This window comes from Streptacidiphilus anmyonensis (assembly GCF_000787855.1).
Classification (GTDB): domain Bacteria; phylum Actinomycetota; class Actinomycetes; order Streptomycetales; family Streptomycetaceae; genus Streptacidiphilus; species Streptacidiphilus anmyonensis.
Genome location: NZ_BBPQ01000011.1, coordinates 78,863 through 94,831 on the forward strand (window position 1 = coordinate 78,863; position 15,969 = coordinate 94,831).

At 72.2% G+C, this 15,969-nt stretch carries 15 protein-coding genes; 3 read left to right on the forward strand and 12 right to left on the reverse strand.

From position 1 onward, the window contains the following. From TR50_RS13670 to TR50_RS13695, 6 genes are all read right to left on the reverse strand, one after another. Positions 1-1,117 (reverse strand): serine/threonine-protein kinase (locus tag TR50_RS13670; protein WP_152648393.1); only part of this gene is annotated, 1,117 nt, incomplete at its 3' end. A gap of 100 nt (positions 1,118-1,217) precedes the next feature. Beyond that, complete coding sequence (locus tag TR50_RS13675) at positions 1,218-2,927, reverse strand: glycerol-3-phosphate dehydrogenase/oxidase (protein ID WP_042420155.1); 1,710 nt, start codon at positions 2,925-2,927, stop codon at positions 1,218-1,220. A 276-nt stretch (positions 2,928-3,203) separates the two neighbouring features. Continuing rightward, a complete protein-coding gene (locus TR50_RS13680) occupies positions 3,204-4,316 on the reverse strand; it encodes a GuaB3 family IMP dehydrogenase-related protein (protein ID WP_042420156.1) in 1,113 nt (370 codons plus the stop codon). A gap of 99 nt (positions 4,317-4,415) precedes the next feature. Next, positions 4,416-5,918 (reverse strand): IMP dehydrogenase, encoded by a 1,503-nt coding sequence (gene guaB, locus TR50_RS13685; RefSeq protein WP_042420158.1) that lies wholly within the window; start codon positions 5,916-5,918, stop codon positions 4,416-4,418. Between the two features lie 223 nt (positions 5,919-6,141). Further along, the gene (locus tag TR50_RS13690; RefSeq protein WP_042420159.1) at positions 6,142-6,762 is read right to left on the reverse strand and encodes a sigma-70 family RNA polymerase sigma factor; all 621 of its coding nucleotides are present in this window, start codon (positions 6,760-6,762) and stop codon (positions 6,142-6,144) included. Positions 6,763-6,969: 207 nt separating this feature from the next. Then, positions 6,970-7,581, reverse strand: coding sequence for a response regulator transcription factor (locus tag TR50_RS13695; RefSeq protein ID WP_030251459.1), 612 nt, complete (start codon positions 7,579-7,581; stop codon positions 6,970-6,972). Positions 7,582-8,055: 474 nt separating this feature from the next. On the opposite strand from TR50_RS13695, the gene TR50_RS13700 reads away from it, so the two are divergent. Then, on the forward strand, positions 8,056-8,373 hold the full coding sequence (locus TR50_RS13700; RefSeq protein ID WP_042365498.1) for a WhiB family transcriptional regulator: 318 nt from the start codon (positions 8,056-8,058) through the stop codon (positions 8,371-8,373). A gap of 112 nt (positions 8,374-8,485) precedes the next feature. Here TR50_RS13700 and TR50_RS13705 read toward each other — a convergent pair whose 3' ends face one another. Beyond that, a complete protein-coding gene (locus TR50_RS13705; protein WP_042420164.1) occupies positions 8,486-9,376 on the reverse strand; it encodes a LysR family transcriptional regulator in 891 nt (296 codons plus the stop codon). Between the two features lie 54 nt (positions 9,377-9,430). Between TR50_RS13705 and TR50_RS13710 the strand changes: the two genes are divergently transcribed. Next, complete coding sequence (locus TR50_RS13710; protein ID WP_042420167.1) at positions 9,431-10,084, forward strand: MOSC domain-containing protein; 654 nt, start codon at positions 9,431-9,433, stop codon at positions 10,082-10,084. Between the two features lie 70 nt (positions 10,085-10,154). Here the strand turns inward: TR50_RS13710 and groL are convergent, their stop codons facing one another. Both groL and groES read right to left on the reverse strand, forming a co-directional pair. Beyond that, entirely contained in the window at positions 10,155-11,789 is a 1,635-nt protein-coding gene (gene groL, locus TR50_RS13715; protein WP_042420173.1) for a chaperonin GroEL, read from the reverse strand. A gap of 94 nt (positions 11,790-11,883) precedes the next feature. Next, positions 11,884-12,192: a co-chaperone GroES gene (gene groES / locus TR50_RS13720; RefSeq protein WP_042389259.1), complete on the reverse strand. Its 309-nt coding sequence runs from the start codon at positions 12,190-12,192 to the stop codon at positions 11,884-11,886. 219 nt (positions 12,193-12,411) lie between these two features. Between groES and TR50_RS13725 the strand changes: the two genes are divergently transcribed. Further along, positions 12,412-13,578: a class I SAM-dependent methyltransferase gene (locus TR50_RS13725; protein ID WP_042420176.1), complete on the forward strand. Its 1,167-nt coding sequence runs from the start codon at positions 12,412-12,414 to the stop codon at positions 13,576-13,578. A gap of 17 nt (positions 13,579-13,595) precedes the next feature. On the opposite strand, the gene tsaD is transcribed toward TR50_RS13725, so the two are convergent. The 3 genes from tsaD to tsaB are packed head-to-tail and all read right to left on the reverse strand — an operon-like array spanning position 13,596 to position 15,866. Next, complete coding sequence (gene tsaD, locus TR50_RS13730; RefSeq protein ID WP_042420178.1) at positions 13,596-14,672, reverse strand: tRNA (adenosine(37)-N6)-threonylcarbamoyltransferase complex transferase subunit TsaD; 1,077 nt, start codon at positions 14,670-14,672, stop codon at positions 13,596-13,598. Next, positions 14,662-15,189, reverse strand: coding sequence for a ribosomal protein S18-alanine N-acetyltransferase (rimI, locus tag TR50_RS13735; RefSeq protein ID WP_042420184.1), 528 nt, complete (start codon positions 15,187-15,189; stop codon positions 14,662-14,664). Before rimI ends, tsaD begins: the two co-directional genes overlap by 11 nt. Beyond that, positions 15,186-15,866 (reverse strand): tRNA (adenosine(37)-N6)-threonylcarbamoyltransferase complex dimerization subunit type 1 TsaB, encoded by a 681-nt coding sequence (tsaB, locus tag TR50_RS13740; protein ID WP_042420186.1) that lies wholly within the window; start codon positions 15,864-15,866, stop codon positions 15,186-15,188. The genes rimI and tsaB overlap by 4 nt, the downstream gene beginning before the upstream one ends. Positions 15,867-15,969 lie beyond the last annotated feature (103 nt).

Consider the following 15,969-nt stretch of genomic DNA (forward strand, 5'->3'; position numbering starts at 1 on the left):
GCCCCTGCCCCTGCCCCTGCCCCGACGCGCCGGACACGGCCGACGCCCCCACCGCCGAAGCTCCCGCCGCTCCCGCCGCTCCCACCGTCCCCGCCGTCGAAGCCGATCCGCCGCGCCCGCCCCGGCCGCTGCGAACACCCCGCGCGCCGCGCGCCGTCGGCTGCTCCACGACCGGCTGCACGCGCGTGCGCTCGGCCGCCGGGACGGCCTGGGTCGCGGCCTCGGCCGCGACGCCGTACTGCGCGGTCGCGCGCGCACGCCGCTCGTACTCGCCGATGACGCCGAGCAGCATGGTCCGCGCCGTGGCGGCGTCGAGCCGCTGGGCCGGGTCCTTGCGCAGCAGGCCGGAGACGACCGGTTGCAGCAACGCGTCGCCGCTGAGCGGCGGCACCGGCTCGGTGATCACGGCCGTCAGCGTCGACAGCGCCGAACCCTTGTCGTACGGCGGAACGCCCTCGACCATCGCGTACAAGGTCGCCCCGAGCGACCACAGGTCGGCGGGCGGGCCCGGAACGCCGCCCCGGGCCCGCTCCGGCGAGATGTACGACGGCGCGCCGACGAGCATGCCCGTCGACGTGACGGACGGGTCCCCCTCGACCCGGGCGATCCCGAAGTCCGTCAGCACGACCCGGCCCTCATGCCCGATCAGCACGTTCGACGGCTTCACGTCGCGGTGCAGGATGCCCACGCGGTGCGCCTCGGCCAGCACGCCGAGCAGTTCCAACGCCACCTCGGCGGCCCGCTGCGGCGGCAGCACCCCGTCGGTGCGGATGACCTCGCTGAGCGAGCGGGACTCGATCAGCTCCATCACGATCCAGGGCCGGCCGTCCTCCTCGACCACGTCGTACACGGTCACCGCGCCGTTGTGCCGGATCCGGGCGATGGCCTTCGCCTCCGTCAGCGTCCGCGCGACGAGCCGGTGCCGCTCGTCCTCGTCCACCCCGCCGGCGAACCGCAGTTCCTTGACCGCGACCTCGCGCCCGAGGAACTCGTCCGCGGCCCGCCAGACGGTGCCCATCCCGCCCTGGCCGAGGACGGCGGTCAGCCGGTACCGCGACGCAAGGAGCTTCCCGCTCGACTCCTGCGGAGTCTCGTCGCGGTGTTGATCGCCGTTCATGCCGGTTCGTTCCCTCCGCGCTGTCGCTGTCGCGTCCATCATCCCGTGAGAGACGCCCGCGTAGGCACACGGGGTTCGACCCCGGGACCGCGCTGCCGTCCTACTTCAGCGGAACGATGTCCGGGGCTCCCAGCCGCGCGGCGTCCGCCGTCAGGTCGTCAGGCTGCTCCTGCGACTCGCGTTCGGCCTCCACACGGACCCGGTAGTGCTCGATCTCCTTCTCGATCTGCGCGTCGTCCCAACCGAGTTCGGGCGCCATCAGCGCCGCCGCCTCCGCCATGACCGCCGTGCCGCGGTCGAAGGTCTCGATGGAGATGCGGGTACGGCGCGCCAGCACGTCGTCGAGGTGCCGGGCTCCCTCCGCGCGGGCCGCGTAGACCACCTCGGCCCGCAGGTAGTCGTCCGCGCCGTTCAACGGCTCCGCCAACCCCGGCTCGGCGGCGATGAGTTCGAGCAGCTCCTCGGTCAACGCGCCGTAGCGGTTCAGTAGATGCTCGACCCGCGCCACATGCAGGCCGCTCTCCCTGGCGAGTTCGCTCCGCGCGTTCCACAGCGCGCGATAGCCTTCCGCGCCGGAGAGCGGGATCGTGTCGGTGATGCACGGCGCGACCCTCTGATCCAGCCCGTGCGCCACCTCGTCGACGGCGTCCTTCGCCATCACCCGGTAGGTGGTGTACTTGCCGCCCGCCACGACGACGAGCCCCGGCGCGGCGTGCTGCACCACGTGCTCACGGCTGAGCTTCGACGTCGCCTCCGACTCGCCCGCGAGCAGCGGGCGCAGCCCGGCGTAGACGCCCTCGACGTCCTCACGGGTCAGCGGCATCGCGAGGACGCTGTTGACGTGCTCGAGCAGGTACTCGATGTCGGCGCTGCTCGCGGCGGGGTGGTCCTTGTCGAGGGTCCACTCGGTGTCCGTCGTGCCGACGATCCAGTGCCGGCCCCAGGGGATGACGAACAGGACGCTCTTCTCCGTACGCAGGATCAGCCCCGTCGAGGAGTGGATCCGGTCGCGCGGCACGACGAGATGGATGCCCTTGGACGCGCGGACGTGGAACTGGCCGCGCTCGCCGACCATCGCCTGCGTCTCGTCCGTCCACACGCCCGTCGCGTTGACGATCTGCCGCGCCCGGACGACGAACTGCCCGCCGGACTCCAGATCGTGGACGCGCGCGCCGACGACGCGCTCGCCCTCGCGCAGGAACCCGATGACGCGCGCCCGGTTCGCGACGTGCGCGCCGTAGGAGGAGGCGGTGCGGACCAGGGTCGTCACGAACCGCGCGTCGTCCATCTGCGCGTCCCAGTACTGCACCGCGCCGACCAGCGCGTCCTTGCGCAGCGCGGGCGCCAGCTGAAGCGCCTGACGCCGGCTGAGGTGGCGGTGCAGCGGCAGCCCGCGGCCGTGCCCGGAGGAGACGGACATGGCGTCGTACAGCGCGACACCGGACCCGACGTACGGGCGCTCCCAGCCGCGCCCCTGCAACGGGTACAGGAACGGCACCGGCTTGACCAGGTGCGGCGCGAGCCGCCCCAGCAGCAGGCCGCGTTCCTGGAGGGCCTCCTTGACCAGGGCGAAGTCGAGCATCTCCAGGTACCGCAGCCCGCCGTGGATCAGCTTGCTGGACCGCGAGGAGGTGCCGGCGGCCCAGTCCCTGGCCTCCACCAGGCCGGTCACCAGTCCGCGCGTCGCCGCGTCCAGCGCGGTGCCGGCTCCGACGACGCCCCCGCCGACGACGAGCACGTCGAGCTCGCGCTCGGCCAGCCGCGCGAGCGCGGCCGCGCGTTCGATGGGACCCAGCTTGGTGCTTCGCATCACGCCTCCGCGGGAGAGCCCGGCCTTCCGATCAACACTACGTTCGGTTCGCCGGGATCCCGCTGAAGGCGCGGAGTCGGTTGCGTCAACACTTCGAGGCACCGGATGCGGCAGGCGTCACGGGATGCGGCAGGCCTCAGGGGCGCGGGGAACTGCGCGGCGAGCCACCCTGTGTGGTGACTCGCCGAACGAGCAGGGCGATCCGCACGGGGTGGCTGCTCGCGCCCACGCGACGGAGCCGCAGGCCGGCGCAGCCCGCGCCCCCGGGTAGCGCCACTATCGCGCGACAGTGACCTCGACGCGCTGGAACTCCTTGAGCTCCGAGTAGCCCGTGGTCGCCATCGCGCGGCGCAGCGCCCCGAAGAGGTTCATGGTGCCGTCGGGGGTGTGCGAGGGGCCGAGCAGGATCTCCTCGGTCGTGCCGACCGTGCCGAGGTCGACGCGCTTGCCGCGCGGCAGCTCCTCGTGGACGGCCTCGCTGCCCCAGTGGAAGCCGCGGCCGGGGGCGTCGGTCGCGCGGGCCAGCGCCGCGCCGATCATGACGGCGTCCGCGCCGCAGGCGATCGCCTTCGACAGGTCGCCGGAGAAGCCCACGCCGCCGTCGGCGATGACGTGGACGTAGCGGCCGCCGGACTCGTCCATGTAGTCGCGGCGCGCCGCGGCGACGTCCGCGACGGCGGTGGCCATCGGGACCTGGATGCCCAGCACGGCGCGGGTCGTGTGCGCGGCGCCGCCGCCGAAGCCGACCAGGACGCCGGCCGCGCCGGTGCGCATCAGGTGCAGGGCCGCCGTGTAGGTCGCGCAGCCGCCGACGATGACCGGGACGTCGAGCTCGTAGATGAACTGCTTGAGGTTCAGCGGCTCGGCGGCGCTGGAGACGTGCTCGGCCGAGACCGTGGTGCCGCGGATGACGAAGATGTCGACGCCGGCGTCCACGACGACCTTGGAGAACTCGGCGGTCCGCTGCGGCGACAGGGCCGCGGCGGTGACGACGCCCGAGTCGCGGATCTCCTTCAGGCGCTGCGTGATCAGCTCGGCCTTGATCGGCTCGCGGTAGATCGTCTGGAGCCGGCGGGTCGCGGCCGCCTGGTCCTTGATCTCGGTGATCTCCTGCAGCAGCGGGCGCGGGTCCTCGTAACGGGTCCACAGGCCCTCGAGGTTCAGCACGCCGAGGCCGCCGAGGCGGCCGATCGCGATGGCCTGCTCCGGGGAGACGACGGAGTCCATCGGCGCGGCCAGGAACGGGAGCTCGAATCGGTAGGCGTCGATCTGCCACGCGATCGAGACCTCCTTCGGGTCCCGCGTGCGGCGGCTCGGAACGACCGCGATGTCGTCGAAGGCGTACGCCCGCCGGCCCCGCTTGCCCCGCCCGATCTCGATCTCGGTCACCTGAACTGCTCCCTCGGTTGTGCCCAGCGACTACCAGGGTCAGTATCTCGCACAACGGCGGAGGGGCCGCCTAGGCGGCCCCTCCGTGAGATGAGCGGGTTACTTCGAGGAGTAGTTCGGCGCCTCGACCGTCATCTGGATGTCGTGCGGGTGGCTCTCCTTCAGACCCGCCGAGGTGATCCGGACGAAGCGCGCGTCGCGCTTCATCGAGTCGACCGACTCGGCGCCCACGTAGCCCATGGACTGACGAAGGCCGCCGACCAGCTGGTAGATGACCGAGCCGACCGGGCCGCGGTAGGCGACCTGCCCCTCGATGCCCTCGGCGATGAGCTTCTCGTCGGAGGTGACGTCGCCCTGGAAGTAGCGGTCCTTGGAGTAGGACCTGGCCTGGCCGCGGGACTGCATGGCGCCGAGCGAGCCCATGCCGCGGTAGGACTTGTACTGCTTGCCGTTGATGAAGAGCAGCTCGCCCGGCGACTCCTCGCAGCCGGCCAGCAGGCTGCCCAGCATGACGCTGTCGGCGCCGGCGGCCAGCGCCTTGCCGATGTCGCCGGAGTACTGCAGACCGCCGTCGCCGATCAGCGGGACGCCCGCGGACTCGGCCGCGAGGGCGGCCTCGTAGATCGCGGTGACCTGCGGGACGCCGACGCCGGCGACCACGCGGGTGGTGCAGATGGAACCCGGGCCGATGCCGACCTTGATGCCGTCGACGCCGGCGTCGATCAGCGCCTGGGCGCCGTCGCGGGTGGCGACGTTGCCGCCGACCACGTCGGCCGAGACCGACGACTTGATCTTCGACATCCAGTTCAGGGCGTTGCGGTTGTGGCCGTGGGAGGTGTCCACGACGATGAAGTCCGCGCCGGCCTCGGCGAGGGCGATCGCCCGGTCCAGCGCCTCGGCGGAGGCGCCGACGGCCGCGCCGACGATCAGACGGCCCTCGGCGTCCTTGGCCGCGTTCGGGTACTGCTCGGCCTTGACGAAGTCCTTGACCGTGATCAGGCCCTTGAGCTTGCCCTGCTCGTCGACGAGCGGCAGCTTCTCGATCTTGTGGCGGCGCAGCAGCGCCATCGCGTCGACACCGGAGATGCCCACCTGGCCGGTGATCAGCGGCATCGGGGTCATGACCTCGCGCACCTGGCGGCTGCGGTCCGTCTCGAAGGCCATGTCACGGTTGGTGACGATGCCGAGCAGCCGGCCCTCGCCGTCGGTGACCGGGACGCCGGAGATCCGGAACTTGGCGCACAGCGCGTCCGCCTCGACCAGCGTGGCCTCCGGGGAGACCGTGATCGGGTCCGTGACCATGCCGGACTCGGAGCGCTTCACCAGGTCGACCTGGTTGACCTGGTCCTCGATGGACAGGTTGCGGTGCAGCACGCCCACGCCGCCCTGACGGGCCATGGCGATCGCCATGCGCGACTCGGTGACCTTGTCCATGGCGGCGGAGAGCAGCGGGATGTTCACCCGCACATTGCGCGAGACACGCGAGGAGGTGTCCACGGCATTGGGCAGGACCTCGGAAGGGCCTGGCAGCAGCAGCACATCGTCGTAGGTGAGCCCGAGCATGCCGAACTTGTCGGGTACCCCAGCTGCGTTGTAAGACATGACACCCTTCCCGAAGTGGATCCGCGGATCATGGGGACGGGGTGACTGGTGGCCCACCCGCCCGACGCGACACGGCGCCTACGGGGGCCGCGTGGGTGAGCAGCTCGGCACCGTTGACTAATTCTACCGGGCCCCGCGAGGCACCCTTGCGCGTCTGCAACAACTGAGGTAGCAGTCACATTCCTCGACTTCGGCCGATCCTCCAGTTGACCACCGGGGCCGGCTACGCCGACAGGCCCTCGGGACCGTTCTCGGCGAGGGCGCGCAGGCGCGACAGCGCGCGGTGCTGGGCGACGCGGACCGCGCCCGGGGACATGCCGAGGACCTCGCCGGTCTCCTCCGCCGTCAGCCCGGCGGCGACACGGAGCAGGACGAGCTCGCGCTGCCGCTCCGGCAGCAGCGCCAGGAGCTCGCGCATCCAGGCGGCGTCGCTGCTCAGCAGGGCGCGCTCCTCGGGACCGAGGGCGTCGTCCGGGGTGTCGGGGAGTTCCTCGCCCAGCGGGACGCTCTGCGCGGGACCGCCGCGCATCGCCGCCCGCTGCAGGTCGGCGATCTTGTGTGCGGCGATGCTGTAGACGAACGCCTCGAAGGGGCGGCCCTCGTCGCGGTAGCGCGGCAGCGCGCACAGGACGGCGAGGCAGACCTCCTGGGCCACGTCGTCGACGTGGTGCCGGGCGCTGCCGGGCAGACGGACCAGACGGGCGCGGCAGTAGCGCAGCACCAGCGGGTGGACCTGCGAAAGCAGCGCGTCGACCGCGTCCGGATCGCCGCCCACCGCGTGCTCGAGGAGCGGGCCGATGGGCATACCGGACCCCTGGCCGGGGCTTGCCTCGTCGTCACGCACTGGTCCATGGTGCCTGGTCATCGACGAAAACGTGACACCGCACCCTGACTTGTGCATCGGAACGTTATCCGCCACACCACCACCCCCGCCCTGCCGGACTCCGCGTCACACCATCCATGGTGCGCCCTCGGGTGGGAAACGGGCCATGCCCCCTCCCACCCGGGAGGCCCCAGCCGGTACCCGGGAGGCCCCCAGCCGGTCAGGCGGTCAGCGGACCAGACCCCAGCGGAAGCCCAGCGCCACGGCGTGCGCCCGGTCGGAGGCGCCGAGCTTCTTGAAGAGCCGACGCGCGTGGGTCTTGACGGTGTCCTCGGAGAGGAACAGCTCACGGCCGATCTCGGCGTTGCTGCGGCCATGGCTCATGCCCTCCAGCACCTGGATCTCACGAGCCGTCAGCGTCGGGGCCGCGCCCATCTCGGCGCAGCGCAGCCGACGGGGCGCGAGCCGCCACGTCGGGTCGGCCAGGGCCTGGGTGACCGTGGCGCGCAGCTCCGCCCGGGAGGCGTCCTTGTGCAGGTAGCCGCGGGCGCCGGCGGCGACCGCGAGGGCGACGCCGTCGAGGTCCTCGGCGACGGTCAGCATGATGATGCGGGCCCCCGGGTCGGCCGAGAGCAGCCGCCGGACCGTCTCCACCCCGCCCAGGCCCGGCATCCGGACATCCATCAGCACCAGGTCGGAGCGGTCCGCCACCCAGCGGCGGAGCACCTCCTCACCGTTGGTGGCCGTGGTCACTCGGTCGACTCCGGGCACCGTCGCGACCGCGCGACGCAGCGCCTCGCGGGCGAGCGGGGAATCGTCACACACGAGAACGGAAGTCATGACCCGCCTCCGCAGCTGATGAGCGTCACCTTGAGCCTCCTGGCTGGTACGAATCGTCACCGGCACGGCCTCCGGTGGACCGGCGTCTTCCCCGACGCCCGTGCCGTTTGCCGCCTCCGCACTCCCAACGACCGTCACCCGAATGAGTTACGGCCTGGCAGCAGCCTTCACCACTCTACGTGTCTGACCCGCTACGGATCATCCAGCGCGCGGTGCGCAACGGCGCAAATGCGCCGCTCGTACGACGACCGTGCGCCTCGCCGGGCGTGCCCGGGCGTGCCGTTAGGCCCAACGAGTGCACCCGCATGCAGGACACGCTTCCCCGCCACGTGGTGGATTAGTCCGTTTTCATGGGATTTGATGGTTATCGGCACGTTATGTAACGCTGATGACCTCTTGTCCGCTAGATCTGCATGAGTCATATTTCCATCAGTTCGTACTGAATCGCTAGCACCACTCAAGGGATCAACGACCATGGCCGACTACTCACGGCTTCCTGGCCCGAACGCAGACCTGTGGGACTGGCAGCTCTCCGCCGCGTGTCGCGGCGTGGACAGCTCTCTGTTCTTCCATCCGGAGGGAGAACGCGGAGCCGCACGGACCTCGCGGGAACAGTCCGCCAAGGAGGTCTGCATGCGGTGCCCGGTGCGCGCGGAGTGCGCGTCGCACGCACTGGCGGTACGTGAGCCCTACGGGGTCTGGGGCGGCCTCACCGAGGACGAACGAGAGGAACTGCTGGGGCGGGCCCGCCGCCGCACCCTCGATCCGCTCTCGCTCCTGCCCGTCGACTGACACGATCGACGATCGAGCTGACGGAACGTTTCTTCACGCACACCCACGGGCGCGTCGCACGGGTGCGCCACACGCGCGCCCGCACCCGGCGCGCCGGCGAAGGGCCTGACTTCTACAGGCCCTTCAGCTTCTCCAGCATCAACGCCACCGCCGGGACCCGTCCCAGGTCCGGCAGGGTCAGCGCGACGATCTCCCGGGACACGCCCGCGGCCAGCGGCACGACGGCGACCCCGTCGGTCCTGGTCGCGGCCAGCGCCAGCCTCGGCAGCACCGCCACACCGAGGCCCGCGGCGACGAGCCCCAGCACGGCCGGGTAGTCGTCGGTCGCGAAGTCGATCCGCGGAGTGAAGCCGACGGCCTCGCACAGGTCCACGAGATGCCCGCGACACTGCGGGCACCCGGCGATCCACGGCTCCGCGGCGAGCGCGGCGAGGTCCCGCAGCTCCGGCGCGCCCGCGAGCGGGTGCGCCGCGGGGAGGAGAGCGACCAGCGGGTCCCGGCGCAGCCCGGTGACCGCGAGGTCGCTCCAGTCCTCCGGCTCGGAGGACGTCGGGTACCGGAACGCGAGGACGAGTTCGCACTCGGCGGCGCGCAGCATCCCGATGGAGGCCGGCGGCTCGGCCTCGGTCAGCGACACCTCGACCCCCGGCGCCTGCGCGCGGAGCGCGGCCACGGCGGGCGGCACCAGCGTCGCGCTCGCCGTCGGGAACGACACCAACCGCACGCGCCCGGCCTGGAGCCCGGCGATCCCCGCGACCGCGTCCTCCGCGGCGGCGAGCCCGGCGAGGACGCCTGCGGCATGCTCGGAGAGCACCCGACCGGCCTCGCTCAGCGCGACGCCGCGCCCGACGCGGACGACCAGAGGCGTGCCGACGGACCTCTCCAGCGCCTTCATCTGCTGGCTGATGGCGGGTTGCGTCAGCCCGAGCTCACGCGCGGCGGCGGAGAAACTGCCCTGGCGGGCGACGGCACGCAGCACGCGCAGATGTCTGGCCTCGATCACGGGGTCAGGATAAGCACCTGCTGCCCCGGCGTGCCCCGACCTACGCTTGGGCCCATGGGAACCCTGCTCTCCGTCAATGTCGGACGACCCGAGCCGACCGTCTACTCCGATCCGGGCGTCACCGCGATCGGGAAGAAGCCGGTGGACGGCCTCGTCCAGGTGACCGCGCCGAGCGAGCGGAAGGGCGTCAGCGGGCTGGCCGGGGACGCGATCTGCGACGTGCGGCACCACGGCGGGGTGGACCAGGCCGTGTACGCCTACGCCCGCGAGGAGCTCGACGGCTGGGCCGAGGAGCTCGGGCAGCCGCTGCCCAACGGGGTCTTCGGGGAGAACCTGACCACCGACGGGCTGGACGTCTCCGGTGCTCTCATCGGGGAGCGGTGGCTGGTCGGCGGGACCCTGCTACTGGAGGTGAGCGCGACCCGGATCCCGTGCCGGACCTTCGCCGGGTGGATGGAGCGGGAGCGTTGGGTCAAGACGTTCACGGACCGCGCACGCCCCGGCGCGTACCTGCGGGTACTCACGCCGGGCGGGATCCGCGCGGGGGACGCGATCAGCGTCGTGCACCGGCCCGACCACGGGGTCAGCTCCGCGGACGTCTTCCGCGCCCTCCACTCGCGCGCGCCGGAGGTGCTCCCGCTGATGCTCGACCTGCCGGGCCTCGCCGCCGGCCACCGCGAGTCCGCCGCGAAGCGACTCGGCGTCTGAGCCGCGGACGGAGAGCGCCGGAAGCCCGGCACCCCTGAGGGGTGCCGGGCTTCCGTACGAGCGTCAGGGCTCAGTGGGAGTGGCCGTGGCCACCGTGGGAGTGACCGTTGGCGGCCGCCTCCTCCTCCTTCTTCTCGACGACCAGGGTCTCGGTCGTGAGCAGCAGGGAGGCGATGGACGCGGCGTTCTCCAGCGCGGAGCGGGTCACCTTGACCGGGTCGATGACGCCGGCCTTGACCAGGTCGCCGTACTCGCCGGTGGCGGCGTTGTAGCCCTCGCGGACGTCGCCCAGCTCGGAGACCTTGGTGGTGATGACGTAGCCCTCGAGGCCCGCGTTCTGGGCGATCCAGCGCAGCGGCTCGACCAGGGCGCGGCGGACGACCGCGACACCCACGGCCTCGTCGCCGGCCAGGCCCAGGCCGCCGTCGAGCACCTTCTGCGCGTGGACGAGGGAGGCGCCACCACCGGCGACGATGCCCTCCTCGACCGCGGCGCGGGTCGCGGAGATGGCGTCCTCCAGGCGGTGCTTCTTCTCCTTGAGCTCGACCTCGGTGGCCGCGCCGACCTTGATGACGCAGACGCCGCCGGCCAGCTTGGCCAGGCGCTCCTGCAGCTTCTCGCGGTCCCAGTCGGAGTCGGTGGTCTCGATCTCGCCCTTGATCTGCGCGACGCGACCGGCGACCTCCTCGGTGGAGCCGGCACCGTCGACGACGGTGGTGTCGTCCTTGGTGACGGTCACGCGGCGGGCGGTGCCCAGCACGTCCAGGCCGGCCTGGTCGAGCTTGAGGCCGACCTCCTCGGCGATGACGGTGGCGCCGGTCAGCGTGGCGATGTCGCCGAGCATGGCCTTGCGGCGGTCACCGAAGCCGGGGGCCTTGACGGCGACGGCGTTGAAGGTGCCACGGATCTTGTTGACGACCAGGGTCGACAGGGCCTCGCCCTCGACGTCCTCGGCGATGATCAGCAGCGGCTTGGACGCGCCGCCCTGGAGGATCTTCTCCAGCAGCGGGAGCAGGTCCTGGATCGAGGAGATCTTGCCCTGGTGGATGAGGATGTACGGGTCCTCGAGGACGGCCTCCATGCGCTCCTGGTCGGTGACCATGTACGGCGAGAGGTAGCCCTTGTCGAACTGCATGCCCTCGGTGAACTCGAGCTCGAGACCGAAGGTGTTCGACTCCTCGACGGTGATGACACCGTCCTTGCCGACCTTGTCCATCGCCTCGGCGATGAGCTCGCCGACCTGGGTGTCCTGGGCGGACAGCGCGGCGACGGCGGCGATGTCGTCCTTGCCCTCGATCTCGCGGGCGACGGAGAGCAGGTGCTCGGCGACGGCCTTGACGGCGGCGTCGATGCCGCGCTTGAGGCCCGCCGGGCCGGCGCCGGCGGCGACGTTGCGCAGGCCCTCGTTGACGAGCGCCTGGGCGAGCACGGTCGCGGTGGTGGTGCCGTCACCAGCGATGTCGTTGGTCTTGGTGGCCACCTCCTTGACGAGCTGCGCGCCGAGGTTCTCGTACGGGTCCTCCAGCTCGACCTCGCGGGCGATGGTGACACCGTCGTTGGTGATGGTGGGGGCGCCGAACTTCTTGTCGATGACGACGTTGCGGCCCTTGGGGCCGATCGTCACCTTGACGGTGTCGGCCAGCTTGTTGACACCGCGCTCCAGCGAGCGGCGGGCGTCCTCGTCGAACTGCAGGATCTTGGCCATGCCTAGGGGTTCCCTCTCGAAACGACCACGCCCCGGACCCCGTGGTACGGGCTGCCGGGGCGGGTCACGACTTTGCCGACTGTGCGGTCAGGTCTTACTTCTCGATGACCGCGAGCACGTCGCGGGCCGAGAGGACGAGGTACTCCTCGCCCTTGTACTTGACCTCGGTGCCGCCGTACTTGCTGTAGAGGACGACATCGCCGACGGCAACGTCGAGCGGAAGACGCTGGCCGTCCTCGAAGCGGCCCGGACCGACGGCGAGGACGACGCCCTCCTGGGGCTTCTCCTTCGCGGTGTCCGGGATGACCAGGCCAGAGGCCGTGGTCTGCTCGGCCTCGAGCGACTGGACCACGATGCGGTCCTCAAGCGGCTTGATGGCAACCTTGGAGCTGGTGGTCGTCACGATCCGACCTCCCCCTTCGGAGATCCGGGGTACACATGTCTTGGGGCGTGAAGACATGGCAAGCCCGTCGTCGCGGTGCCGGACGTACCGTCTCACGCTTAGCGCTCTCGTGTGGAGAGTGCCAACGACGACTGTAGGCGGCGCTTAGCACTCGGTCAACCAGAGTGCCAACGCGTCGCCCACAACTTCGGAGAACGACACTCCCGTCACAATGGTCCGGTGCGCACCGAAGACCTCCACGCCCTGCTGACCGCCGAAGGCCAGGACCTCCTCGCCGAGCTGCGGGACCACTCCCCCGGTGACGAGCTGGCGCTGGCGACGCGGCTGCGGCGCACGCACGACGCGGAGCTGGTCTCCGCCGCCCTCGCGCAGGCCCGGCTGCGCAGCCGGGCCGCGGCGAAGTTCGGGGCGGACGCGGCGCGGATGTACTTCACGCCCAACGGGGTCGAGCAGTCCACCCGGACGAGCGTCGCCGAGTGGCGGGCGCGGCGCATGAAGGACCTCGGCGTCACCTCGGTCGCGGACCTCTGCTCCGGCATCGGCGGCGACGCGATCGCACTGGCCCGGGCCGGGATCAGGGTGCTGGCCGTGGACCTGGACCCGGTCACCCACGCCGTCGCACGGGCCAACGCCGAGGCGCTGGGCCTCGCCGACCTGATCGAGGCGCGCTGCGCCGACGTCGCGGACGTGGACACCAGCGGCTACGACGCCGTCTTCGTCGACCCGGCGCGGCGCGGCGGGCGGGGCCGCATCTTCGACCCGGAGTCCTACGCGCCGCCGCTGAGCTGGGCGGTCCAAGCGGCGCGCAGGGCGTCCGTGGGAGCGATCAAGGTGGCTCCAGGCATCCCGCACGAGGCCGTTCCGGGGGACGCCGAGGCGGAGTGGGTCTCCGAGGGCGGGGACGTGAAGGAGGCCGCGCTCTGGTTCGGCGCCAAGGCCGCCGAGCCGCACCGGGCGACGCTGCTGCCCGCGGGCGTCAGCTTGACCGGCGGACGGCTGCCCGACCCCGAGGCGGGGCCGGTCCGGCGCTACCTCTACGAGCCGGACGGGGCCGTCATCCGCGCGCACCTGGTGGCCGAGGTCGCGGCCGAGCTCGACGCGACGCTCATCGACCCCACCATCGCGTACCTGACGACGGACCGGCTCGCCCCGACCCCCTACGCGACCGCGTACGAGATCACCGACGTGCTCCCGTTCAACCTGAAGAAGCTGAAGGCGCTGGTCCGCGAGCGCGCCATCGGCACGCTCGTCATCAAGAAGCGCGGCTCCGCGATCGAGCCGGAGGAGCTGCGGAAGAAGATCAAGCCGGAGGGGGTGAACTCGGCGGTCGTGGTGTTGACGCGAGCCGCCGGTTCACCCGTCATGCTGATCGGCCGGCCCGCCTAGGGACCGGTGCGAGCGGGTTACTCCGACAGCCGGTGCAGCTCGTCGTGGGACGCCGGCACGTGGGTGTCGGTAACCGGCAGGGAGGAGTCCGCCGAGAGGTCGAAGGCGGAGGGCGCCCGGTCGCGCCAGACCATCTCCGCGCCGAGGGCGGCGACCATGGCGCCGTTGTCGGTGCAGAGCTTCGGACGCGGCACCCGCAGTGTGATGCCGGCGCGGTCGCAGCGCTCCTGGGCGAGGGCGCGCAGGCGGGAGTTGGCCGCGACGCCGCCGCCGATCATCAGGTGGTCGACGCCCTCGTCCTTGCAGGCGCGGACCGCCTTGCGGGTGAGCACGTCCACGACCGCCTCCTGGAAGGACGCCGAGACGTCGCGGACCGGGACGTCCTCCCCGGCGCGGCGCTTGGCCTCGACCCAGCGCGAGACGGCGGTCTTGAGGCCGGAGAAGGAGAAGTCGTAGGCGGGGTCCTTGGCGCCGGACAGGCCACGCGGGAAGGCGATCGCGGCCGGGTCGCCCTCGCGGGCGTAGCGGTCGATGACGGGGCCACCGGGGAAGCCGAGGTTGAGCAGGCGGGCGACCTTGTCGAACGCCTCCCCCGCCGCGTCGTCGATGGTCGCGCCGAGGGAGCGGACGGTGCTGGTGATGTCCTCGGTCAGCAGCAGCGAGGAGTGTCCGCCGGAGACCAGCAGCGCCATCGTGGGCTCGGGCAGCCGCCCGTGCTCCAGCTGGTCGACGCAGATGTGCGAGGCGAGGTGGTTGACCCCGTAGAGCGGCTTGCCGAGCGCGTACGCGTACGCCTTGGCCGCGCTGACGCCGACCAGCAGCGCGCCGGCGAGGCCGGGCCCGGCGGTGACGGCGATGCCGTCGAGGTCGCTCGCCTTGATCCCGGCCTGGTCCAACGCGCGCTGGACGGTGGGGACCATCGCCTCCAGGTGCGCGCGGCTGGCGATCTCGGGCACGACGCCGCCGTAGCGGCCGTGCTCCTCGACGCTGGAGGCGACGGCGTCGGCGAGCAGCGTGGTGCCCCGGACGATGCCGACACCGGTCTCGTCGCAGGAGGTCTCGATCCCGAGGACCAGCGGTTCCTCAGCGGCCATCGTCTTCCTTGCTTTCCTCGTGAGTCGTCCCGTCGGCCATCGGACGGCGCATCACCAGGGCGTCGACGCCGGACGGTTGGTAGTAGTTGCGGCGGAAGCCGACCGACTCGAAGCCGAAGCGGGTGTAGAGGCGCTGCGCGCGGTCGTTGTCGACGCGCACCTCCAACAGCAGCTCGGTGCAGCGGGCGGCGGCGGCCTGGTCCACCAGGCGCTGGAGCAGCCGGGTGCCGAGGCCGGTGCCCCACTGGTCCTCGGCGACGGCGATGGTCTGCACGTCGCCCTCGCCGGAGACGGCCATCAGGCCCGCGTAGCCGACGACGCGGCCGTCGGCGTCCTCGGCGACGGTGTACCAGCGGGTGGCGTTCGCGTGCCGGGCGTCCGCGAGCTCGGACCAGAACATCCCCGCCGACCAGGCGTCCTCGGGGAAGAGCGCGCGCTCCAGCTCCAGCACCGGCTCGATGTCCCACCAGCGCATCTCGCGCAGCACGGCCGTGCGCCGCTCGACTCGGGTCGTCATGACGGCAGCACCGTCTTGTAGTTCTTCGGCACCTCGGCGTCCGGACGGCGCAGATACAGCGGCGTGTTGGGCGAGGGCAGTTCGACGCCTGCGGCGAGCGCGTCGGCGGCGAAGGCGGCGAGCGCGGCGGCGGACTGGTGCGCCGGACCCTGCTGGGCCACGCCCGGGAAGGCCTCCGGGTAGAGCAGCGCGCCCGCGCCGACGGACGGCAGCCCGGCCAGCTTCCCGGCGATCTCGGCGGGCCGGTCCACCGCCGGGCCCTCGACGCGCAGGCCGTCCGCGTCGTAGCGGGCCCAGTAGACCTCCTTGCGGCGGGCGTCGGTGGCGACCACGAACGGCCCGTCGACCGCGCCGGCGTCCCGCGCGGCGCGGGCGATGCCGTCGAGGGTGCAGACCCCGTGCACGGGGATCCCGAGCGCGTGCCCGAGGGCGGCGGCGGTGGCCAGGCCGACCCGCAGGCCGGTGTAGGGCCCGGGGCCGACGCCGACGGCGATCGCCCCGAGCGCCTCCTTGGCGACGCCCGCCTCGCGCAGCACCGCGTCGATGGTCGGCAGCAGCAGCTCCCCGTGGCGCCGGGCGTCGATCTGGTCGGCGGAGGCCAGGACCCGACCTGTCCCGGTGTCCAGGACGGCGGCCGTGACGGCGGGCGTGGCGGTGTCGAACGCAAGCAGAAGCACGGTCCCAGGTTAGTCGGCCGCCACCCCCACCCGATCCGCCCGGGCCCTGTCGGCCGACGGGACCGGGCCGGCCGCAGTCCGGGCCAGCCCTGACGGGCCGGAC